The 21835-nt window shown below is 40.8% G+C and carries 27 protein-coding genes and 2 riboswitches; of the genes, 21 read left to right on the forward strand and 6 right to left on the reverse strand.

Features of this window, described 5'->3' with window-relative positions; genetic code table 11:
- Positions 1-101 precede the first annotated feature (101 nt).
- Together BANVL01_RS12635 and BANVL01_RS28260 are read right to left on the reverse strand one after the other, a co-directional pair.
- Entirely contained in the window at positions 102-749 is a 648-nt protein-coding gene (locus BANVL01_RS12635; protein ID WP_235845557.1) for a nuclease-related domain-containing protein, read from the reverse strand.
- Positions 682-1020 (reverse strand): nuclease-related domain-containing protein, encoded by a 339-nt coding sequence (locus tag BANVL01_RS28260; protein ID WP_235845559.1) that lies wholly within the window; start codon positions 1018-1020, stop codon positions 682-684. Before BANVL01_RS28260 ends, BANVL01_RS12635 begins: the two co-directional genes overlap by 68 nt.
- Before the next feature lie 285 nt (positions 1021-1305).
- Between BANVL01_RS28260 and BANVL01_RS12640 the strand changes: the two genes are divergently transcribed.
- The 16 genes from BANVL01_RS12640 (at position 1306) to yunB (ending at position 16470) form a co-directional block, all read left to right on the forward strand.
- Positions 1306-1695, forward strand: coding sequence for an SCP2 sterol-binding domain-containing protein (locus BANVL01_RS12640; protein WP_066091484.1), 390 nt, complete (start codon positions 1306-1308; stop codon positions 1693-1695).
- Between the two features lie 44 nt (positions 1696-1739).
- Positions 1740-1842: riboswitch (SAM riboswitch) on the forward strand.
- 68 nt (positions 1843-1910) lie between these two features.
- Complete coding sequence (locus tag BANVL01_RS12645; protein WP_066091483.1) at positions 1911-3227, forward strand: O-acetylhomoserine aminocarboxypropyltransferase/cysteine synthase family protein; 1317 nt, start codon at positions 1911-1913, stop codon at positions 3225-3227.
- 125 nt (positions 3228-3352) lie between these two features.
- Positions 3353-3462: riboswitch (SAM riboswitch) on the forward strand.
- 134 nt (positions 3463-3596) lie between these two features.
- Positions 3597-4622: a methionine ABC transporter ATP-binding protein gene (locus BANVL01_RS12650; RefSeq protein WP_066091481.1), complete on the forward strand. Its 1026-nt coding sequence runs from the start codon at positions 3597-3599 to the stop codon at positions 4620-4622.
- The gene (locus BANVL01_RS12655; protein WP_066091480.1) at positions 4615-5280 is read left to right on the forward strand and encodes a methionine ABC transporter permease; all 666 of its coding nucleotides are present in this window, start codon (positions 4615-4617) and stop codon (positions 5278-5280) included. Before BANVL01_RS12650 ends, BANVL01_RS12655 begins: the two co-directional genes overlap by 8 nt.
- 16 nt (positions 5281-5296) lie before the next feature.
- Positions 5297-6127: a MetQ/NlpA family ABC transporter substrate-binding protein gene (locus BANVL01_RS12660; RefSeq protein WP_066091478.1), complete on the forward strand. Its 831-nt coding sequence runs from the start codon at positions 5297-5299 to the stop codon at positions 6125-6127.
- A 433-nt stretch (positions 6128-6560) separates the two neighbouring features.
- Positions 6561-7346, forward strand: coding sequence for a Fe-S cluster assembly ATPase SufC (gene sufC / locus BANVL01_RS12665; RefSeq protein ID WP_066091476.1), 786 nt, complete (start codon positions 6561-6563; stop codon positions 7344-7346).
- A gap of 21 nt (positions 7347-7367) precedes the next feature.
- A complete protein-coding gene (sufD, locus tag BANVL01_RS12670) occupies positions 7368-8678 on the forward strand; it encodes a Fe-S cluster assembly protein SufD (protein WP_066091474.1) in 1311 nt (436 codons plus the stop codon).
- Complete coding sequence (locus BANVL01_RS12675; protein WP_066091473.1) at positions 8678-9907, forward strand: cysteine desulfurase; 1230 nt, start codon at positions 8678-8680, stop codon at positions 9905-9907. The genes sufD and BANVL01_RS12675 overlap by 1 nt, the downstream gene beginning before the upstream one ends.
- Positions 9897-10334, forward strand: a complete 438-nt coding sequence (sufU, locus tag BANVL01_RS12680) for a Fe-S cluster assembly sulfur transfer protein SufU (RefSeq protein WP_066091471.1) — start codon at positions 9897-9899, stop codon at positions 10332-10334. The genes BANVL01_RS12675 and sufU overlap by 11 nt, the downstream gene beginning before the upstream one ends.
- A 55-nt stretch (positions 10335-10389) precedes the next feature.
- Entirely contained in the window at positions 10390-11787 is a 1398-nt protein-coding gene (gene sufB / locus BANVL01_RS12685; RefSeq protein ID WP_066091469.1) for a Fe-S cluster assembly protein SufB, read from the forward strand.
- 78 nt (positions 11788-11865) lie between these two features.
- On the forward strand, positions 11866-12030 hold the full coding sequence (locus BANVL01_RS27250; protein ID WP_156482275.1) for a hypothetical protein: 165 nt from the start codon (positions 11866-11868) through the stop codon (positions 12028-12030).
- Positions 12031-12170: 140 nt separating this feature from the next.
- Positions 12171-13016, forward strand: a complete 846-nt coding sequence (locus BANVL01_RS12690; RefSeq protein WP_066091467.1) for a DUF72 domain-containing protein — start codon at positions 12171-12173, stop codon at positions 13014-13016.
- 53 nt (positions 13017-13069) lie between these two features.
- Positions 13070-13891, forward strand: a complete 822-nt coding sequence (locus tag BANVL01_RS12695) for a sulfite exporter TauE/SafE family protein (RefSeq protein WP_066091466.1) — start codon at positions 13070-13072, stop codon at positions 13889-13891.
- A 3-nt stretch (positions 13892-13894) separates the two neighbouring features.
- Positions 13895-15247, forward strand: coding sequence for a bifunctional metallophosphatase/5'-nucleotidase (locus tag BANVL01_RS12700; RefSeq protein ID WP_066091464.1), 1353 nt, complete (start codon positions 13895-13897; stop codon positions 15245-15247).
- A gap of 61 nt (positions 15248-15308) precedes the next feature.
- On the forward strand, positions 15309-15611 hold the full coding sequence (locus BANVL01_RS12705) for a YunC family protein (RefSeq protein WP_066091462.1): 303 nt from the start codon (positions 15309-15311) through the stop codon (positions 15609-15611).
- A gap of 79 nt (positions 15612-15690) precedes the next feature.
- Entirely contained in the window at positions 15691-16470 is a 780-nt protein-coding gene (yunB, locus tag BANVL01_RS12710; RefSeq protein WP_342342329.1) for a sporulation protein YunB, read from the forward strand.
- Between the two features lie 25 nt (positions 16471-16495).
- Here yunB and BANVL01_RS12715 read toward each other — a convergent pair whose 3' ends face one another.
- The gene (locus BANVL01_RS12715) at positions 16496-17491 is read right to left on the reverse strand and encodes a M23 family metallopeptidase (protein WP_425311841.1); all 996 of its coding nucleotides are present in this window, start codon (positions 17489-17491) and stop codon (positions 16496-16498) included.
- Positions 17492-17665: 174 nt separating this feature from the next.
- Here BANVL01_RS12715 and lipA point away from each other — a divergent pair, with 174 nt between their 5' ends.
- A complete protein-coding gene (gene lipA / locus BANVL01_RS12720; RefSeq protein ID WP_066091457.1) occupies positions 17666-18583 on the forward strand; it encodes a lipoyl synthase in 918 nt (305 codons plus the stop codon).
- A 112-nt stretch (positions 18584-18695) separates the two neighbouring features.
- Here lipA and BANVL01_RS12725 read toward each other — a convergent pair whose 3' ends face one another.
- On the reverse strand, positions 18696-19346 hold the full coding sequence (locus BANVL01_RS12725; RefSeq protein ID WP_235845561.1) for a YhcN/YlaJ family sporulation lipoprotein: 651 nt from the start codon (positions 19344-19346) through the stop codon (positions 18696-18698).
- 109 nt (positions 19347-19455) lie between these two features.
- On the opposite strand from BANVL01_RS12725, the gene BANVL01_RS12730 reads away from it, so the two are divergent.
- On the forward strand, positions 19456-19731 hold the full coding sequence (locus BANVL01_RS12730; RefSeq protein WP_024026591.1) for a YutD family protein: 276 nt from the start codon (positions 19456-19458) through the stop codon (positions 19729-19731).
- A 38-nt stretch (positions 19732-19769) separates the two neighbouring features.
- On the opposite strand, the gene BANVL01_RS12735 is transcribed toward BANVL01_RS12730, so the two are convergent.
- The gene (locus BANVL01_RS12735) at positions 19770-20054 is read right to left on the reverse strand and encodes a cytosolic protein (RefSeq protein ID WP_066091453.1); all 285 of its coding nucleotides are present in this window, start codon (positions 20052-20054) and stop codon (positions 19770-19772) included.
- A 61-nt stretch (positions 20055-20115) separates the two neighbouring features.
- Positions 20116-20382 carry a DUF3055 domain-containing protein gene (locus tag BANVL01_RS12740; RefSeq protein ID WP_066091451.1) on the reverse strand — a complete coding sequence of 89 codons (267 nt, stop codon included), beginning with the start codon at positions 20380-20382 and terminating at the stop codon, positions 20116-20118.
- Positions 20383-20543: 161 nt separating this feature from the next.
- Between BANVL01_RS12740 and BANVL01_RS28265 the strand changes: the two genes are divergently transcribed.
- From BANVL01_RS28265 to BANVL01_RS12755, 3 genes are read left to right on the forward strand one after another with little or no spacing between them, the layout of a single operon-like run.
- Complete coding sequence (locus tag BANVL01_RS28265) at positions 20544-21008, forward strand: hypothetical protein (protein ID WP_066091449.1); 465 nt, start codon at positions 20544-20546, stop codon at positions 21006-21008.
- Complete coding sequence (locus BANVL01_RS28270; RefSeq protein WP_066091447.1) at positions 21008-21379, forward strand: EAL domain-containing protein; 372 nt, start codon at positions 21008-21010, stop codon at positions 21377-21379. The genes BANVL01_RS28265 and BANVL01_RS28270 overlap by 1 nt, the downstream gene beginning before the upstream one ends.
- An 18-nt stretch (positions 21380-21397) precedes the next feature.
- Positions 21398-21835 (forward strand): DUF86 domain-containing protein, encoded by a 438-nt coding sequence (locus BANVL01_RS12755; RefSeq protein WP_066091445.1) that lies wholly within the window; start codon positions 21398-21400, stop codon positions 21833-21835.

Here is a 21835-nt window from a genome sequence, read left to right on the forward strand (position 1 = left end):
CACTGTGAAGAGCCCAGAGTGCCCGTCGAGCTCAATAAAATTGCCACTCGGGTAGTGTGAAGGGCCCAAGTCCCCATCTTGTCCCGAAATATAGAGTAGATTTATTTCAATTTAAAAAAACTATATTCTTTCTTCCCTACAGCACTATAGTTCTGCACCAAAACCCTCCTAATCGTCTTCATCGAATCTACTACCTGGAACCAGTCATGCACCAAAACCGTGGTAATCTTTATATCCGGAAAAAGCAGCTTCAATTCCTCTACACTCCGCAAAATAGCGTGATCAAGCAGTTCCTCGTGTCTACAAATCGTGCATACGAGTTTCCTATCAACAACAATCGTCTTAAGTGAGTGGCAAACAGCGCAAAGGGGTCCCTTCTTAAGTTGTGCATAGGTATATGGCGGCAGCTTGTCATACGGAAGAACAATCTGATGCATAGAGACTAAGTGATCAGCCAGCTTTTTGTGAGCCCCATTTAGCCGTGATGGTCGCATATTCAACTTTTTCATAAAACGATTGAGCTGGTTAGGATAAATTATTGGTTTATTTAGAGGGGCCTGAAAACAATGGAATTCGGGGTTAACAAAAACAACATATGCCTCGATCGGAATCCGATACCCATAATGCTGGAGCATCTGACGGAGTAAGGACTCACCTCGTTCAAGCTGCTGAAGCGGATTCTTAATTTCCTTTTCTTTTTTTGGAAAACGTATAGAACCTGTTATTTTCAAAATAATAGTCACATTCATAATTTTTAACCTCAAAGTAATATAAAGGTTCTTGTGTAAGCATTAATGAATCAATTTGAAATTTACTGCCATTTGATTCAAGCAACAAGTCATTTAACATATAGTTTTGACATTGAAGTTTTTCTGTCAGTGAGTCGAACATAATCTCACCCTCATAACCCTTTTCAAGATAATGAAAGCGCTGTTTGTACTTTTCATCCAAAGACATTCGGGCGATTAGGATTCCTAGAATAATTGCTTCAACTGGTTTAGAACGAGATTTATAACTCATTTTCCACTTCCTTTCTAATCTTATTTTATAAAAAACTCCCCCCCAATCAGCAGTAATATTTGAATACTTTTCAACACTTTATCTAAAAGTTGTATTAAAGCATTCTCATTTAAAAAAGAAACGGCAGCCTCCGTCCCAAAATTTAATAAGATCCGACATATTTCTCGGGAAATCTCCGAAACACTGCCAAATTACGTTTAGAATTGTCGAGTAATAATGAAAGGATTACGCCATTTCTTGCTGAATAAGTAATATATAAGTGACAAGACCGGAGTGGTGGAAATGATGGATGTGGTAGAAGCATTTCTAGCAAAAATCAAAGACCAGGAGCATGTCCAGCCCTTATTTCTTCATGCGGATTTACAAATTAACCTACGATGTGAGGGACAGACAATTCAATTAATAATCAAAAACGGCAACATCATGATCTTGCAAAACTCAGAAGCACAACAGTCAAAATATGAGATTAGCGGATCCCAAAACGCAATGAAACAACTGCTTGAAGGAACACAAAGGCTGCGGGTTCTTGAACAGCAAGGGCAGCTAAAGGTTTCAGCACCACTAAGAACCACTCTCTTACTAGAATCGGTCTTCTTTTTAACAAAAGCACAAAACCGCGAGCGTACAAAAAATAATTTAAACAAAGTTATTGACTCGGAATTAATCTTCCTGTAAAGTGTTATTTAAATATTCTATTAATAAAAACAATTTAATAAGCATTCTTATCAAGAGTGGCGGAGGGACTGGCCCTACGATGCCCGGCAACCGGTTTTTAACACGGTGCTAAATCCAGCAGAGCAATTTGGCTCTGGAAGATAAGAAGAGAGGCCCCCTCTTCTTATGAAGCGGGGGTTTTTGTTTATTGCATTGTTATAAAAGGAGCGAGAGTAATGGGAGAAAATCAAAAAAAATATCGTTTTGAAACATTGAGTGTTCATGGAGGATTGTCTCCGGATCCGGTGACTGGTGCTCGTGCTGTTCCGATTTATCAAAACAATGCGTATCAATTCAAAAGCACAGAACATGCTGCTAACCTTTTTGCCTTAAAGGAGCCTGGTTACATCTATACCCGGATCCATAATCCGACAACTACCGTTTTTGAAGATCGAGTGGCGTTATTAGAAGGCGGCGTTGGGGCACTTGCGGTTGCTAGCGGCATGGCGGCAATCACACTAGCGATTTTAAATATTGCCGAAGCAGGCGATGAAATTGTCTCTGCCTCGAATCTTTATGGCGGAACCTATAATTTATTTGCCGTTACCCTTCCTAAATACGGAATTAACGTGAAATTTGTCAACCCGGATAATCCTGAAAATTTCCGCACGGCGATTACTGAAAAAACAAAAGCGGTCTTTGCTGAAACGATTGGGAATCCGAGCTTACGCGTACTCGATATTGAAAAGGTAGCGGAAATCGCTCACGCGGCCGAGTTACCATTAATTATTGACAATACCTTTGCGACACCATATCTGTGCCGGCCAATAGAGCATGGTGCAGACATTGTCGTTCACTCGGCAACAAAATGGCTGTTGGGAAATGGCACGTCAACTGGCGGGGTGATTGTCGATGGCGGGAAATTTGACTGGAATTCGCCGAAATTCCCAGGCTTTACAACTCCAGATGCAAGTTATCATGATCTTGTGTATGCAGAAGCCCTAGGTGCAGTCGCATATATTATCAAAGCACGAGTCCAGCTTTTACGTGACCTTGGCCCGGCACTAAGCCCGCAAAATGCTTTCCAATTCACACTGGGTCTTGAGACACTACATGTGCGGATGAAAGAGCATGTTGCCAATACGAAGGAAGTGGTCGATTACTTAGTCAATCACCCTGCAGTGGAATGGGTTTCATACCCTGGACATCCCACACATCCAGATCATGAATTAGCGCAAAAGTATTTGCCAAAAGGGGCCGGCTCCATGGTTGTCTTTGGGATAAAAGGCGGCAAAGAGGCAGGGGCTAAATTGATTGATGCGATTACGCTATGGGCCCATGTTGCCAATGTTGGCGATGCGAAAAGCTTAATCATTCACCCGGCAAGCACCACTCATCAGCAATTAGATGCGGAAGGGCTTAAGTCTGCAGGGGTATCTGAGGATTTAATTCGGCTTTCCATTGGGATTGAAAATGTCGAGGATTTAATCGAAGATCTTGAATCTGCGATTGAAACGGCAACCGGCTTAGCTTCTCTAAAAACAAACGCCTAAATTCAGCTGATATCATTTTCCAAAGAAAATCTCATTGACACTGCTTTTTATCCATGATACGATAGCACTCGTAATATCATTACTTAAATAATATAACGTGTTAATTGAATATAGAATGCTGTAAGCTCTTATCAAGAGAGGTGGAGGGATGTGCCCGATGAAGCCCGGCAACCGTCAATATTTATTATTGAAATGGTGCCAATTCACACAAAGCGATTGCTTTGGGAGATGGGAGAAAGGATTGTTTTAATGATGCCTTTCTGCCTGTGCAGAAAGGCTTTTTATTTTTTAAAAAAAGAATCTTTTCATGAAAACAGTCTAACTCTATAAACAAGAATCTGTAAATCGGATAAGAAGCAGGTGATTCAAGTGATATCGATAAAAAACGTCAGAAAAATTTTTCCTTCAAAACAGGGGTCTTTAAAGGCAGTTGATGATGTAAACCTGGAAATACAAGAAGGAGAAATTTTCGGAGTGATTGGATATAGCGGTGCCGGAAAAAGTACGTTAATCCGGATGTTAAATGGACTCGAGCTCCCAACAGATGGAACCGTTACAGTTGCTGGCAGGGTGATTTCAAAAATAAAGGGTGCCGAGCTCCGGAAAGCACGACAGGAAATCAGTATGATTTTCCAGCATTTTAACTTGCTGTGGTCGAGGACAGTAAGTGAAAATATTGCTTTTCCATTAGAAATCGCAGGTGTAAATAGTTCACAAAGAAAAAAGCGAGTGCAGGAGCTTATTAAACTAGTTGGTCTTGAAGGCAGGGAAAACGCCTATCCTTCACAGCTAAGCGGCGGGCAAAAGCAGCGCGTCGGAATTGCAAGGGCACTCGCCAACAATCCGAAAGTATTGCTTTGTGATGAAGCAACCTCCGCACTCGATCCGCAAACGACCGATTCGATTTTGGATTTGTTAGTCGATATTAATAAACGGCTCGGGTTAACAATTGTCTTGATTACGCATGAAATGCATGTCATCCGAAAGATTTGCCACCGGGTAGCGGTTATGGAATGCGGAAGAGTTGTTGAGCTTGGTCCGGTACTGGATGTGTTTAAAAATCCTGAGCAGCCAATTACCAAGCGTTTCGTCCAGCAGGTAACGGAACCGGAAGAAACAAAGGAAACAACCCAACATCTGCTCGAACTTTATCCGCATGGTCGTGTGGTACAGCTTTCGTTCGTTGGGGAGACAACAGAACAGCCATTAATCACAAATGTAATTAGGAATTTCGATGTGGTTGTCAATATTCTTCAAGGGAAAATTTCACACACGCAAAACGGATCATACGGTACATTATTTATTCACTTGGATGGGCAAGTAAGCGAAATACAGAAAGCCATCGATTATATTCACTCACAGCAAGTCGGCGTGGAGGTGATCAGTAATGGCTGATTTAATGGAAATGGTAAAGTGGGACAAATTAATTGAAGCAACACGAGAAACGATCTATATGACTTCCATTTCTGTGTTTGCGACATTTGTTTTAGGATTATTACTTGGTCTGCTGTTGTTTTTAACAGATAAAGGGAATATATGGGCCAATCGGACCGTTAATGTCGTTGTTGCTGGCTTTGTCAATATTTTTAGATCGATTCCCTTTATTATCTTAGTAGTTTTATTAATTCCCTTTACAAAATTATTGCTTGGGACGATACTTGGAGCAAATGCGGCGCTTCCAGCCCTCATTATTGGTGCAGCCCCATTTTATGCACGAATGGTAGAAATTGCCCTTAGGGAAATCGATAAAGGTGTGATTGAGGCATCACAATCGATGGGAGCAACCCATGGCCATATTATTTTTAAAGTATTAATACCAGAATCTTTACCGGCATTAATTTCTGGGATTACCGTTACAGCCATTTCGCTCGTCGGCTTTACGGCAATGGCCGGAGTCATTGGAGCTGGCGGACTTGGGAACTTTGCCTACCTCTATGGTTTTCAGGGCAATAAACCGTTTGTCACGTTAGTTGCCACGATTGCGATTTTAATAGTAGTTTTTATCATCCAATTTATTGGTGATTATTTTACAAAGAAAACAGATAAACGATAACAGGAGGAGTTAAATAATGAAAAAGGTATATAGTTTCATCGGAATTGCGTTACTAGCATTTGCCCTTACAGCTTGCGGTGGTGCCAAAAAAGATACGGCAGGAAAAGATGGTAACAAGAAATTAGTCGTTGGTGCATCTGCTGTACCGCATGCAGAAGTGTTAGAAGCGGCAAAACCTTTATTAAAGAAAAAAGGAATTGATCTAGAAATAAAAGTTTTTCAAGATTATATCCTGCCAAACGTAACACTAAGAGATAAAGACCTCGATGCCAACTATTTTCAAACACCAGGGTATTTAGACCTGCAAATGAAAGATAATAAGGACTTTGATTTTGTAAGTGTCGGCGAAATTCATAAGGAACCAATCGGAATTTATTCTAAAAAATATAAAAGCTTAAAAGACCTTCCAAAAGGTGCAAAAATAATCATGAGTAATTCATTTAGTGACCATGGACGTATTTTACCTATTTTTGAAAAAGCAGGATTAATTAAGCTTAAAGAAGGCGTTGGCGCAAATGCAAGAGTGGAAGATATTATTGAAAATCCCAAGAATCTTGATTTCTCAACGCTAGTGGAAGCGAAATTATTAGCTACTTCTTTCGAAAGCGGTGAAGGTGATGCGGTTGTTATTAATACGAACTACGCTTTAGAAGGCGGAGTTGACATCGGAAAGTATGGAATTGCCTTTGAAGGCGATGACGTTGTTCCTGCAAACCTTGTAGTTGTTCGTTCAGAGGACAAAGATAAAGAAACCATCAAAACACTTGTAGAAGTACTCAAATCAAAAGAAATCCAAGACTTCATCAAAGAAAAATACAAAGGGGCCGTTGTAACGGTTTCTGAATAAACATATTTAAATAGGAAGATAAGCAGAAAGTCAGTGACAGCTTCACTGGCTTTTTCTGTATTTTTCCCCATAAATAGAACATGTATTACTATTGGCAAACCAATAAAAAATAAGGTATCATTTATACCGAATGTGTTTTACATAAAGGAATATTCGTCTGAATTTCCACTAAATTATTCTTATCATTCTCATTTAGGACATTCTTAATGAAAATAGAAGCTTTGTTTTTACTGTTTAGGAGTTGCTAATACATTTCATTTGTTATAAGATTGGAATGAGAATAAAATGAGAATAGAGTCACAGAACATTGTAGTTATAAAGAAAACTCGTCGATTGGCGAGCCGTTAGGCGGTTCATGAGGCGTAGTTGCACTAATGCCGATAGTGCTTTTCTATCGGCCAAGATACAAATCATTCTTTTCGGAGGTATAAATATGGCTGGATCAACTTTAACAATTAAGGACCTTCATGTAGAAATTGAGGGTAAAGAGATTTTAAAAGGGGTAAACCTTGAAATAAAGGGTGGAGAAATCCATGCAATCATGGGTCCAAACGGTACTGGTAAATCCACTTTATCTTCTGCTATCATGGGTCACCCAAAATATGAAGTGACAAGCGGAAACATTACCTTAGATGGGGAAAATGTTCTTGAAATGGAAGTAGATGAGCGTGCACGTGCAGGTCTATTTCTAGCGATGCAATATCCAAGTGAAATTAACGGTGTAACAAATGCCGACTTTTTACGTTCAGCACTTAATAGCCGCCTTGGTGAAGGAAATGAAATTTCATTGATGAAATTCATCCGTAAAATGGATAAGCAAATGGAATTCCTTGAAATGGATCTTGATATGGCGCAGCGCTATTTAAATGAAGGCTTTTCTGGCGGTGAGAAGAAGCGTAATGAAATTTTACAACTAATGATGCTTCAGCCGAAAATTGCTATTTTAGATGAAATTGACTCCGGCCTTGATATCGATGCCCTGAAGGTTGTTTCAAAGGGAATTAATGAAATGCGCGGCGAAGATTTCGGTTGTTTAATTATTACTCACTATCAACGACTTTTAGACTATATCACTCCTGACCATGTGCATGTAATGATGCAAGGCCGTATTGTAAAATCGGGCGGACCAGAGCTGGCACAACGCTTAGAAGCAGAAGGATATGACTGGATCAAGCACGAGCTAGGAATTGAAGATGAAACAGTTGGGCATGAAGCGTAAGAGAGTGTTAGGAGGATTATAATGACAACAGAAATAAAATTACCATTTGATAAGGACAATGTCCGCTCCTTTTCAAAAGAAATGAGCGAGCCTGCTTGGTTTGAAGAGTTTCGTCTAAAGGCATTTGAAAGCTTCGAACAGCTGCCAATGCCAAGACCTGACAAAACAAGGATTGATAAGTGGAATTTCACACAATTCACTCAACATACTGTAAATAGTACTGCTTATGCATCGCTTGCTGAATTGCCAGAAGAAGTAAAGGCATTAGTAGATATCGATGCTGAACATAAAAACTTATATATTCAACATAATCAAACGCCTGCCTTTATATCTTTGTCTGAAGAGCTAAAGAGCAAAGGGGTTATCTTTACAGACATTTTTACAGCTGCAAGAGAACACAGCGATCAATTGAAAAAGTATTATATGACACAAGCAATCAATGCTGACGAACATCGCCTTACTGCCCTAAACGCAGCATTAGTAAATGGCGGAGTTTTCCTATACATTCCGAAGAATGTGGAAATCGCAGAACCGATTCAAGCCGTTTATATACACGATGATGCAGAGGCCAACCTGTTTAACCATGTTATTGTCGTTGCGGAAGACAATAGCTCCGTCACTTATGTTGAAAATTACATCTCAACAATGGAAGTTTCAACTACAGTTGCTAATATTTTGGCAGAAGTGATCGTTAATGCTAATGCAAAGGTAACATTTGGTGCAGTTGATACCCTTGCAAAAGGAATCACCACCTATGTAAACCGCCGCGGTGTTGTTGGCAGAGACGGACGCATTGAATGGGCATTAGGTTTAATGAATGAAGGCAACACGATTTCAGAAAACACCACTAATTTAATTGGCGATGGCTCTTATGGAGATACTAAAACAGTTGTTGTCGGACGCGGTGAGCAAACGCAAAACTTTACGACGAAGATTGTTCACTTTGGGAAAAATAGCGAAGGTTATATTTTAAAGCATGGTGTCATGAAGGACAGTGCAACTTCCATTTTTAACGGCATCGGTAAAATTGAACACGGTGCATCCAAATCAAATGCAGAACAAGAATCTCGCGTCCTGATGCTTAGCGAAAAGGCACGCGGGGATGCAAATCCAGCCTTGTTAATTGATGAAGATGATGTAACGGCAGGTCATGCCGCTTCAGTCGGCCGGGTTGACAATGTTCAACTTTACTATTTAATGAGCCGCGGAATTCCTAAAAAAGAAGCAGAGCGTTTAGTGATCCATGGTTTCCTTGCCCCTGTTGTCAATCAGCTTCCGATTGAAGGAGTAAAGAAACAGTTAACTGAAGTGATTGAAAGGAAAGTACGCTAATGAATATCCAGGATATTCGTAAACAGTTTCCGATTTTAGATCAAGAGGTTAACGGTAGACCATTAGTATACTTGGATAGCTCTGCTACGTCACAAAAGCCGCTCCAAGTAATTGAGGCAATTGAAAAATATTATCGCGAAATCAATTCCAATGTCCACCGCGGTGTGCATACACTAGGAACAAGAGCGACAGATGCGTACGAGGGTGCACGGGAAAAGGTTCGTAAGTTTATCAATGCTAAATCAATTCAGGAAGTTATTTTTACAAGAGGAACGACAACATCCCTTAATACAGTGGCAGCAAGTTATGCGGCTGCGACTGTAAAAGAAGGCGATGAAATCGTTATTACCTATATGGAGCACCATAGTAATATTATTCCCTGGCAGCAAGTGGCCAGAAAGACTGGTGCCCAGCTGAAGTACATTCCGCTTCAAGCGGATGGCACCATTTCACTGGATGATGCGCGCGCGACAATCACTGCTAACACGAAGGTCGTGTCTGTTATGCAGGTATCGAACGTCCTTGGTGTCATCAATCCGGTAAAAGAAATTGCTGAAATTGCCCATCAAAACGGAGCGATTATGGTTGTTGATGCCGCCCAAAGTGCGCCGCATATGAAGATTGATGTTCAAGATTTAGACTGTGATTTCCTTGCTTTTTCAGGCCACAAAATGTGCGGCCCTACCGGTATTGGTGTCCTTTATGGAAAAAAACAGCTGCTTGAAAAAATGGAGCCGATTGAATTCGGCGGCGAAATGATTGATTTTGTCGAATTGTACGAGTCAACTTGGAAAGAGCTGCCGTGGAAATTTGAAGCCGGCACACCGATTATTGCCGGAGCAATCGGTCTTGGAGCTGCGATCGATTTTTTAAATGAAATAGGCTTAGACAATATTGCAGAGCATGAACATCGCCTTGCCGCTTACGCATTAGAAAAAATGGCGGCAGTGGAAGGCATGACGATTTACGGCCCGCTGGATGCAGCCAAGCGAGCAGGCCTTGTTACCTTCAATTTAACAGATGTTCATCCGCACGATGTGGCAACTGTTTTGGATGCGGAAGGAATTGCTGTCCGTGCCGGACATCATTGCGCCCAGCCGCTGATGAGATGGCTTAAAGCTTCAGCGACTGCTCGTGCAAGCTTTTACCTATACAACTCAGAAGATGATATTGATAAACTTGTTGAAGGACTTGTCAAAACGAAGGAGTATTTCAGCGATGTCTTCTAATTTAGATGCACTTTACCGAAGAGTAATTATGGACCATTACAAAAAACCTCGTAATCGCGGAGTTTTGGAGGATGGCAGTCATACGATTAATATGAATAACCCAACTTGCGGCGACCGGATTCAATTGAGTCTGAAGGTGGAAGATGGAATCGTGGTTGACGCCAAGCAGGAAGGCGAAGGCTGTTCGATTTCGATGTCCTCAGCATCGATGATGACACAAGCCATTAAGGGTAAGAAAGTAGAAGATGCTTTGGTGTTATCAAAGGTCTTTTCAGATATGATGCAAGGAAAAGAGATTGAGGAAGATCTCGATTTAGGCGATATCGAAGCACTTCAGGGTGTTTCCAAATTTCCAGCGCGCATCAAATGTGCCACATTAGCGTGGAAGGCGATGGAAAAGGGATTGAAGGAAGAGGAGCAAGAATAGAATGAAATAGGGCATTTTTAGGCCTTATTCGTTTAAGAAATGGAGGAACACGAAAATGGCGAAAAAGATGCCTGAAATCGGTGATTATAAATATGGTTTTGCCGATAAAGACGTTTCCATATTCCGATCTAAGCGTGGGTTGACAGCTGATATTGTTAAAGAAATTTCCAAGTTAAAGAACGAACCACAATGGATGTTAGACTTCCGCCTTAAATCACTCGAAATTTTTTATAGCAAACCAATGCCGCAATGGGGCGGCGACATGTCTTCATTAAACTTTGATGAAATTACTTATTATGTAAAACCATCTGAGAAATCTGAGAAGTCATGGGATGAAGTACCTGAGGAAATCAAAGCAACCTTTGATAAGCTTGGGATTCCAGAAGCTGAGCAAAAATACCTTGCAGGTGTATCTGCACAATATGAATCAGAAGTCGTTTACCACAACATGAAGGAAGACCTTGAAGCATTAGGAATCGTTTTTAAAGATACGGATTCTGCTTTAAAGGAAAATGAAGATATTTTCCGTGAACACTTTGGAAAAACAATTCCGCCAACAGACAACAAGTTTTCTGCATTGAATTCTGCTGTTTGGTCAGGCGGCTCGTTCATTTATGTACCGCCAGGCATTAAAGTAGATACGCCATTACAAGCGTATTTCCGGATTAACTCCGAAAATATGGGTCAATTTGAGCGGACCTTAATCATTGTCGATGAAGGCGCATCTGTTCATTATGTGGAAGGGTGTACCGCACCAGTCTATACAACCAACTCATTGCATAGTGCTGTTGTTGAAATTGTGATTAAAAAGGATGCTTATTGCCGTTATACAACGATTCAAAACTGGGCAAATAATGTCTTTAACCTTGTTACGAAGCGTGCTGTCTGTGAAGCAAATGCAACAATGGAATGGATCGATGGCAACATCGGTTCGAAGCTGACGATGAAGTATCCTGCCGTTATTTTAAAAGGTGAAGGTGCACGCGGAATGACACTATCAATCGCGATTGCCGGTAAAGGCCAACACCAGGATGCCGGCGCCAAAATGATTCATTTAGCGCCAAATACTTCGTCAACAATTGTCTCTAAATCGATTTCGAAGCATGGAGGAAAGGTAACCTATCGCGGAATGGTTCAATTCGGACGTAAAGCAGATGGTGCCCGCTCCAATATCGAGTGTGATACATTAATTATGGATAATCAGTCGACATCTGATACGATTCCATACAATGAAATCCTAAATGATAACATCTCGCTCGAGCATGAAGCGAAGGTTTCGAAGGTTTCTGAAGAGCAGCTTTTCTACTTGATGAGCCGTGGAATTTCTCAGCAGGAAGCGACCGAAATGATCGTTATGGGCTTTATCGAGCCGTTTACAAAAGAATTGCCAATGGAATATGCCGTTGAGATGAACCGTCTTATCAAGTTCGAAATGGAAGGGTCAATCGGCTAATATTTTTGAAAAATTTACCCGCTTGCCTCGTTGGCAGGCGGGTTTTTGTGTTGGAAATGAGTTTACTGGCGGAAAAAGGTGTTTTACTGGAGGAAAAGGGCGGTTTACTGGCGGAAAGGCGGGTTTACTGGCGGAAAGCAAGAGCCAACTGTCGCAAAGCAAGAGCCAACTGTCGCAAAGCAAGAGCCAACTGTCGCAAAGCAAGTGCCAACTGTCGTAGAGCAAGAGCCAACTGTCAAATAGCACCAAATTACTGCTGATAACTGTAATTTACTTGCGAGAATAGCATAGCTTATACTTTTCGAAGAAACCTACGCAAACTTAATAATCGAGTCCTTATTAAAAATTGGTTATGCTATTATTAATAAATGGAGGTGAGTTACTTGATTTATATCGGTGTGACAGGCTGGGGCGACCATGACAGCTTATATCCAGGTCAAATTTCCTCGAGAGATAAATTAAAGGAATATGCGGGACATTTTCCGATTGTCGAAGTGGATTCCGCTTTTTATGCGATTCAACCTACCCGAAATGCCGAAAAGTGGGTTAATGAAACGCCGGCAAGCTTCCAATTTGTCGTCAAAGCCTACCAAGGGATGACTGGGCATATGCGTGGCGAAATCCCTTTTGAAACCAAACAAGCCATGTTCAACGCCTTTAAAGAGTCACTGGTCCCATACATAGAAACCAATAAATTAGCCATGACCCTTTTCCAATTCCCGCCATGGTTTGACTGTAAACGGGAAAATGTCGAATACTTAAGATGGTGTAAGAGTGAAATGGCTGACCTACCATCCGCTCTCGAGTTCAGGCACCAATCGTGGTTCGCGCCACAATACCGTCAAAAAACACTAGAATTTATGCAAACAGAAAAATGGATTCATAGCATTTGCGATGAACCCCAATCAGGAGAGGGTTCGATTCCAACGATCCTGAAGACTACTAATCCCGATAAAGTCCTGGTAAGGTTTCACGGCCGTAATGTACATGGCTGGCAAAAGCGGAATGCCGAGAACTGGCGCGAGGTTCGTTATCTTTATCGCTATAATCAGCAAGAGTTAAAAGAATGGACAGATTCCATCCAAACATTAGCCAAGGAGTCGGCAGATGTTTATCTCCTCTTTAACAACAATTCTGGTGGGGATGCTGCAGACAATGCGAAGGAAATGATGAATCTTTTACATATAGAATATGACGATCTTGCCCCAAGGCAGCTAGGGTTATTTTAAAAATTCCTTCAACCACAAGGCAGATTAAAACAGACACTAGAAGGTGAAAACAAATGGAATGGATTATTTTAGTTTTAGTAGGGCTGGTCGCGAGCTCACTGGGTTCGTTGATTGGCATGGGGGGAGGAATCATTGTTGTTCCCTCCTTGCTGTACTTAGCCACATTATCAACATTTAGTCATCTAACACCGCAGGTAGTCGTAGGGACCTCACTGTTTACGATGATATTTACAGGTCTATCCTCAACGTTAGCCTATATGAAGCATAAGACAGTTGATTATAAAAGCGGTTTTATCTTTCTTATTGGAAGCGGCCCTGGGAGTATTCTTGGCGCGTGGGCAACGGAAAAATTAGATTTGCATTCCTTTAATATCTATTTCGGTCTTTTTATTCTTTTTGTCTCGCTTGTATTGGTCGTAAAGGATAAATTAAAACCGATTCCTTATCGAAAGGAAAAGGGAGTGGTTCGCAGCTTTACCGATAATGGCGGCAAAACCTTCGAATACGGTTTTAGTCCAATCATCGCCATTCTAATTTCCTTTGCTGTTGGATTTTTATCAGGAATCTTTGGGATTGGCGGCGGTTCTCTAATGGTTCCCACAATGATTTTGTTATTCTTTTTTCCACCACATGTGGCAACCGCAACCTCCATGTTCATGATATTACCAACTTCTATTCTAAGCTCCATTACCCATGTTGCCCTAGGTAATGTCAATTGGCTGTATGCACTAGCCCTTATACCTGGAGCATGGATTGGCGCAAAGGTTGGAGTTTTTCTAAATACAAAGCTAAAGAGCAAAACGATTGTCTTAATTATCAGAACCATCCTTGTTATTGTTGGGATTCGTTTAATATATCAAGGGATAGTAGGATAAACGATGGAAACTATCCATATCTATCATACAAACGATGTTCACAGTCACTTAGAAAATTGGCCGCGAATTCAACAGTATCTTCGCGAAAAAAAAGAGCTGCATCTCCAAACGGAAGAGGAAGTCTTTCTGTTTGATATTGGTGATTTTATTGACCGCTGGCACCCGTATACGGAAGCAACCAAAGGAAAAGGAAATATTCCCCTCTTAAATGAGTGTCAATATACGGCCGTCACGATTGGCAACAATGAGGGGGTAAATCTTCCCTATGAAGATTTGAATCACCTCTATGACGAAGCGCAATTTGATGTTCTAGCAGCAAACTTTTATAAAAAAAATGAAAAATACCCTGATTGGGTGAAACCCTATAAGATTTATCATACGAAAAAAGGAACAAGGGTTGGAGTGATTGGGCTCACCGTCCAATTTGCTCACCTTTATGACTTGCTTGGCTGGGAATTGACTGAGCCAATTTCTGAGCTAAAAAAATGGCTGCATGTATTGAAGGAAGAGGCAGATTTCATTATCTTGCTGTCCCATCTGGGTATTCACGATGATGAACGAATCGCTTTAGTATTCCCGGAAATCGATGTCATCTTAGGCGCACATACCCATCATATTCTTGAACAGGGAAAGCAGGTGGGCAGCACGCTCCTTGGGGCAGCAGGGAAGTATGGTTATTTTGTCGGGCATGTTACCGTTATCTTAGATGAGAAAAAAACCATTGTGAACCAAAACGCGCTTCTTTATGCCACAAAGGAGCTTCCCATCGTTCAAAATGAACAGGAACAAGTTGTTGCTTTTTTAAATAAAGGAAAAGAACTGTTAAACCAGAAAGTTACTACGTTGACCAAACCAATGCCGAATAATCTTTTCCAGGAAACAGAGCTCTCCCTTTTTCTGTGCAAGGCATTACGGGAATGGTGCAATGCTGATTGTGCAATAATAAATGCTGGTTTGCTTTTAGGCCCGTTAGCAGGCGATGTGACCGAATATGACCTGCTGACAATTTGCCCCCATCCAATCAATCCTTGTATTATCGAACTGACAGGCAAAGAGTTACAGGAGGTTTTACTTGAGACGATGGATGAAAGCTTGCACCATAAACATATAAAAGGTCTAGGGTTTAGAGGAACGCTCTTGGGGATATTCGTCTATGACCGCCTTAGCCTTCAGGGAAACACGATATATGTGAATGGCAAAGAATTAAATCATGAACAAACCTACACATTAGCCCTGCCGGATATGTTTACTTTTGGTCATTTTTTCAAAGAAGTGCTTCCAAGCAAGCAGAAAAAATACTTTCTGCCAGAATTTTTGCGCGATTTATTAAAATGGAAGTTACAGTTGGATATCTAGCCCATCACGGATTTTCCTTAGTTGTCATAATGTGATAGTGAGGAAAGGAGTGTGGGACCCTTTGATTGATCTTTCACCAATTGAAATTAATGGCCATACGTTTTTGGCTGTTTCTGTGTTACTTCCTAAAACCACCTTGCTCGCGGTGACAAGCGACAAGGGTTATATTATGTGCGGTGCTTTGGACGTGGGTTTATTAAATGAAAAATTAAAGGATCGCAAAATTATTGCCGGCCGTGCTGTCGGTGTAAGAACGATTGATCAGCTGCTAAATGCCCCGTTAGAGTCAGTGACCTTCGAGGCAGAGGAATTAGGAATTCACCAAGGAATGCTTGGCAAGGATGCCTTATTGAAGATGATGTAAAAGCTTGCATTGATGGCAGGCTTTTTTTATACGCTTTAGGCTAGTTCCCCTTTTCTTAGCATACATATAGCAAGAAGGGGTGATTTCTTTGGCAAAGTTTCGCCGACGGCTCAGGAAGCGGGGACCGCTGCCTTTCCGCTATGTCCTGCTGTTATCTTTTGTTTTTTTCCTTTTATCCACAGCTACTGGTTTGTGGCTCGTCAATAAAGGTATCGAGCCAGCGCTCATGGGATACGCTGAATCACAAACCCGAAAGATAGCTTCAATGGTTATAAATAAAGCAATCAGTAAAAAAGCAGTTGACTTTGGAGATGTGAATAATGTAATTGAACTAACTCCAGGGCCTGATGGAAGTGCACCAAGTGCTAATTTAAAAACAGAGGTTGTCAATCAGAAGTTATCTGAAATTACGAGTCAGATACAGAAGAACTTAACAGCAGTTGAAAAAGGGGATCTTTCCTCTTTAGAGTATGTAACCGATGTGGAAATTGAAACAAACGCTACAAAAAACTCAGATGGGATTGTTTGGTATGTCCCAATTGGTCGAGCAACCAATATTGCCTTGTTCGGTAATTTAGGTCCTAAGGTTCCAGTAAAATTTAATGCAATTGGCGATGTGCGTCCAGATGTAAAAATAGATCCTAAACCAATTGGGATTAATAATACATGGATTGATGTTTCTATTCATTTAGAAGTATCTGTTCAAATAATTACCCCTTTTGCTACAAAAATAACCAAACTGGATCAAAGCATTTTTGTTGGTGGAATGTTAGTACAGGGCCTAGTTCCACAATATTATAATGGAGGAAACGGCACTCCACCTTCTCTTCCACTTCCTAAAGATAAGTCAGGAAATTAACAAGGACTATCCATCAAGGACAGTCCTATTTCTTCTTACCAGTATTCGCCCGCTCAAACCGCTTCCATTTTGCTAAATGCGGGTAAGGGTCAAACGACCATTCTGTAATCCCATTGTCTTTATACATGCCATAATGCAAATGGGGCGGGAATTTTCCGGAGGTTCCCGGCGGGCCATAGCCCGAGCTTCCGACACCGCCAATAACCATCCCCGGCTCAACAATTTGCCCAACCTTCAAATCCTTCGCAAACCCGCTGAGATGGGCGAAATAATGATAGGTATTATTAATATCACGGATGCCAATCCTCCAGCCGCCGAACTTGTTCCAGCCCTTCATTTCGATAACGCCATAGTTGGTAGCACGTACAGGAACCCCGTAACCAGCAAAAATATCGGTCCCTTCATGAATCCTTCTTCCGCCCCACCCCCGGGCATCCCCCCAGGTACTACGGTAGCTGTGATTGCTTCGAATCGGAACAGGAAACACTTGCTTATCTAAATCAAGCCGGCCAAAATGCCGGTATACTTTTGCTTTTCCCGTAATGATTCTGACAGTTTTATCGCGGTGATAGTAATTCCATAACCCAATTTGAAGATTTTCAGCATCGACCCCGTATGAAAGAAGATAATGAGCAATGGCATATAAGACATCCTCGTCGCTTTTTAAGCTCGCTTTTCCATCCCCATCCCCATCAACACCCATTCCATTAAAAAATTGGAGGACTGCCGGGTTTTCTGCGGATGGGTTAGGATTGGTCAGGCCTGCCCATTGTTCAGGCCGGAAATAAATAGCAATAGTGCTTTCCGGTTTGGGCAAGTCGCGGCGGACAAGACGGATGCTTCTTTCGTATTGATCAATGGCTGCTAAATAATACCAAGGAATCTGTGTAATGGTTTCGACCTTCTTGTAAAGCTTCATTCTCTCTTGGTAGGGATCAAGTTCTTTAGCATGAGCATCCCTGACAGCAACTGTAGAGGTGAAGAATAAAAGGAAAGTTCCAATTATTAGAAAAGCCCGCAACAGGAATCCTCCTTCCGATTAATGTACATGATTAGTTTATGACTTCTTCGCTATTTCATTAAGGTTAATAAATGGTAATCGAAACCCAAAAGGTAGTCTGCTTGTCGTTCTATTTGCAGTATGTTAAAGTGATTCAGAAGAACTCATTTATTTATACATATTAGGGGTGTAACAATGAGCAAGAATGAAGAAATTTTACGAAAGCCTGACTGGTTAAAAATAAAACTAAATACTAATGCTTCTTATACTGGCTTAAAGAAAATGATGCGGGAAAAGAATCTTCATACCGTTTGTGAGGAAGCCCGCTGTCCGAATATTCATGAATGCTGGGCGGAAAGAAGAACAGCAACATTTATGATTCTTGGGGATACATGTACTCGTGCCTGCCGCTTTTGTGCGGTAAAAACAGGGCTGCCAACAGAACTAGACTTACAAGAGCCGGAAAGAGTCGCTGACTCCGTTCAATTAATGAATCTAAAGCATGTGGTGATTACCGCCGTAGCGCGTGATGATTTAAAGGACGGCGGGGCAGCTGTTTTTGCGGAAACGGTTCGGGCAATTCGCCGCAAAAATCCATTTACCAGTATTGAAGTTCTTCCCTCCGATATGGGCGGGAAGGAAGAAAATTTGCAGCTGTTGATGGATGCTAAACCTGATATCTTAAATCATAATATCGAGACGGTAAGAAGCTTGACGCCAAGAGTAAGGGCGCGTGCTACATACGATCGGTCTCTCGAGTTTCTCCGCCGGGCGAAAGAAATGCAGCCAAGCATTCCAACAAAATCCAGTTTGATGATTGGGCTTGGAGAAACAAAAGAGGAAATTATCGATGTCATGGACGATCTACGCGCGAATCATGTCAATATTATGACCATTGGTCAATATCTGCAGCCGACAAAGAGTCATCTTAAGGTTGTAAAGTACTACAGTCCTGATGAATTTAAGGAATTACAGCAAATTGCGATGAGTAAAGGCTTTAGTCATTGTGAGGCAGGACCATTGGTTCGTTCCTCTTATCATGCTGATGAACAAGTAAATGCCGCTGCCAAACATAAGCAATTATTAGGAGAACAAGACGCAAAGGAAGCATAAGCAGAAAAACAGCAGAAGATTCCATTCATTCAAATTGTTAAAAGAGTTCAGCCGGATAAAGGACTGAACTCTTTTGAATATCAGGCTGTAAGGCTGTAAACCCCGAGATATTTTATCGATTTGGTCTACTCTTATTATAATCATCTTGAGTCAGTCCATTTTCGTCTTCACTTGGATTCATTCGTTGTCCTTGTGGTGATTTTTTCATTTGTGCCACAAGTCCGGTGACCAAATTACGGGAATTTCGGCTTGTTGAATCTAGATTAGCGAGATTTTCCACATCACGCATTAACACCTTATTGTCTGTGACATATACATGGTAAAACCGTGGTACAACCGACATTGCTGTCTTCTTTACTTGGTCAGCTGTCATATTGCGGTCTTTTGAATCGGTATCATATGCAATTAAAACCTCTTGATCCGTAACAAGGGTTGCAACATCATTGACATTTGGAATATTGGTACTGTACTTGCTGATAATATTGGCAACCTGTTCACGATCGAGCGCTGCATAGTGGTTATTCGTTTTATTATCATTCATCAGCGGACTCTTTTGGTGACGGACAAAGCCATAATTGTTGCTAACATTCCGGACTCCACGGCTTGCGCCTTCATTGTAGAGTTCATGCCTTTTATTATTAACGTTAATGGTATTGCCACTTTCTTCATATACATCACGATTGGCCATATCCTTAGAGCATCCAGTTAAGGCTGTCATCGTACATAGTCCCATGATGATGACTATTTTCTTCAACTTAAACACCTCCTTTTATTAGAATAGCCAAAGTAAGGATTTTTTTTCTTAGTAAAAGATGGGGAATCGGTTATAATGGGTATTAGGAATTCGCTGGCAAAATGAGGTGGAAAAAAGCATGATTATTATTAACAACACAATGTATGAATTAGTGCAGGAATATCGAAATGGGTTTAATGAGGAAGCACTAAAGGCTAGGTTTAGTGATATTTTATCGAGATATGATTATATCGTCGGAGATTGGGGTTATGGTCAGCTCCGGTTAAAGGGCTTTTTTGATGACCAAAACCAAAAGGCAACATTTGATTCGAAAATTAGCACCCTAAATGAGTATTTTTATGAATACTGCAATTTCGGTTGTGCAAACTTTGTTTTGAAAAAAGTAAAGAAATAAAACGAAGGGAATCGGCCCCTTCGTTTTTTTATTCCCTTTTAATTATCATACGGGACTTGTTCGTCTGTATCCGGGTCATCATGTGTTGGATGTGCACCATCCATCTGGCGTGGTAAACCTTGATGCAATGATTTGAATTCATAATTGTAAGCACTATAGCGGCGCTGCCCTTCCTTCCAGGGAGTGCTTTTATTTTGAACAGCATTGTTAACTCTAAAGGTTGAACCATAGGGGCCTTCCGGAAACTCTTGTGCCGTTAAGAAATTTTGCTGCTTCTCAACATTAGACAATTCAGTATATTTACTCGAATCCTTTTCCTCCATGTTTTTCACACTCCTATACGTGTTAGTATGTCGTTAAGGGGTGAAAAACATAAGCGGATCATTAAACGATTTCCGTTAAGAAAGAGCGCAGTTCCGCTGCATCTGCTTCATTCAGCTGAAAAGCAAACTCTAAATATCCCTCTTCTTCCAAGTCATCGGGACCAATAATCGCAAACCGGCTTCCTTGCATATCAAGAACTAGCAGCTTTCCATAGTGGCGATTACTTTGAACAATCGCTAAATCAAAGCGCTGGTTTTCACCAACAAAGCTGATAAATCTTGTTTTTGTATCTTCTGTATCATCGTATAAGAAAAAACGTTCATTCATCAAAAGATCTCCTTTGTTAAATTGACATCTTCTATATAGTAACAAATTAAACTGTACGATGGGACTTTTAACAAATTTTCTTACTGAAAAACACGAAAGATGTCAAATTATGTTACAATATATCTAAGCATTTAAGTTGACTTTTGAGAGGGGTGAAAACCATGGTCCGTCGTTCCATAGAAAAAATCAAAACCATCATCAAATGGGGAAAAATTATCTTACCTCTTTCGTCAATACGCTTTTATCCTCCTCAATTTATTTTGCGAAACCCTGTCATCCAAGGAGTAACTGCTGCTATTAACGATGGACATGAAGTAGCTGTTATTGTCTTTAATTTAAAGAATATGAATGAATTGTCAGAACAGCTAAGTCAATCTCAGTACGCACTTTTAATCAAACAGATTAAAAAATATTTCCGCTTTGCTGTAGAGACAGAAATCGCTAAGCAGGATGTCATTACACTAAATGATTTTTACGGGGACGGTTTGACACTTTACATAAAGGTTGATGAGGCACGGCTTTGCTTATCGGAAATCGATACGATCATGAAAAAAATAATCAATCATGTTGAGCGGAATTTGCAAAAATATAATCCCACAATCCAGACCATATTTGTAACGGGATAGTGACCGAAAATGATTCGATTGATGGCTTAAAGAATTTCATTTATAATCTCAAAATGTTAAGATTAATGGGGTTCCGGATTGCCATGGATGATACGGGGGCAGGCTATTCTAGTTTAAGTATTATTAGTGAAATCATGCCTGATATCATAAAAATTGACCGCTCTGTGATTCAAAATATTGTTAAGAATTCAATTAAAGAATCGATGTTAAAAGGATTATTGTTAATCGCCAGAGAGGCTGGATCCTTAGTAGTTGCCGAAGGGATAGAAAATGAGGACGAGGCGTCAGTATTAACACGAAATAATGTTGATCTAGCACAAGGTTATTTCTATGCACGGCCATCCGTACTGATAAATAGTATCGCAACATAGAATGGAGGAAGCGGCACAATGTATTTTGTTGACAGGGAAATGATTGAATCAGCCTTACATTATTTAGAAAGACAAATCTCTCTTTTTAGAAACCAGGCAGATTGGACAACACCACTCGAACAAGCAGCGTTAGAACGCTTGAGCCAAATGATGATTGAGTCTGTTTTAGATGTTGGAAATGCGATGATAGACGGTTTTATCATGCGCGATCCCGGGAGCTATGAGGACATTATCGACATCTTGATTGATGAAAAGGTTGTTTCAGCGCAAACAGGGGATAGTTTAAAGCATATCATCCAATATCGGAAGAAACTTGTTCACGATTACATACATATCGACCATGGCGAGCTGCAGGAGCTCTTTTCAAGATATCTTCATGAATTAGTGACCTTTGCTGATAATGTTCGTGATTATCTTGCAAATGAATTAGGACCCGTTTCGGCGTTTAAAAACTAA

The sequence above is a fragment of the Neobacillus novalis NBRC 102450 genome, from assembly GCF_001591805.1.
Classification (GTDB): domain Bacteria; phylum Bacillota; class Bacilli; order Bacillales; family Cytobacillaceae; genus Neobacillus; species Neobacillus novalis.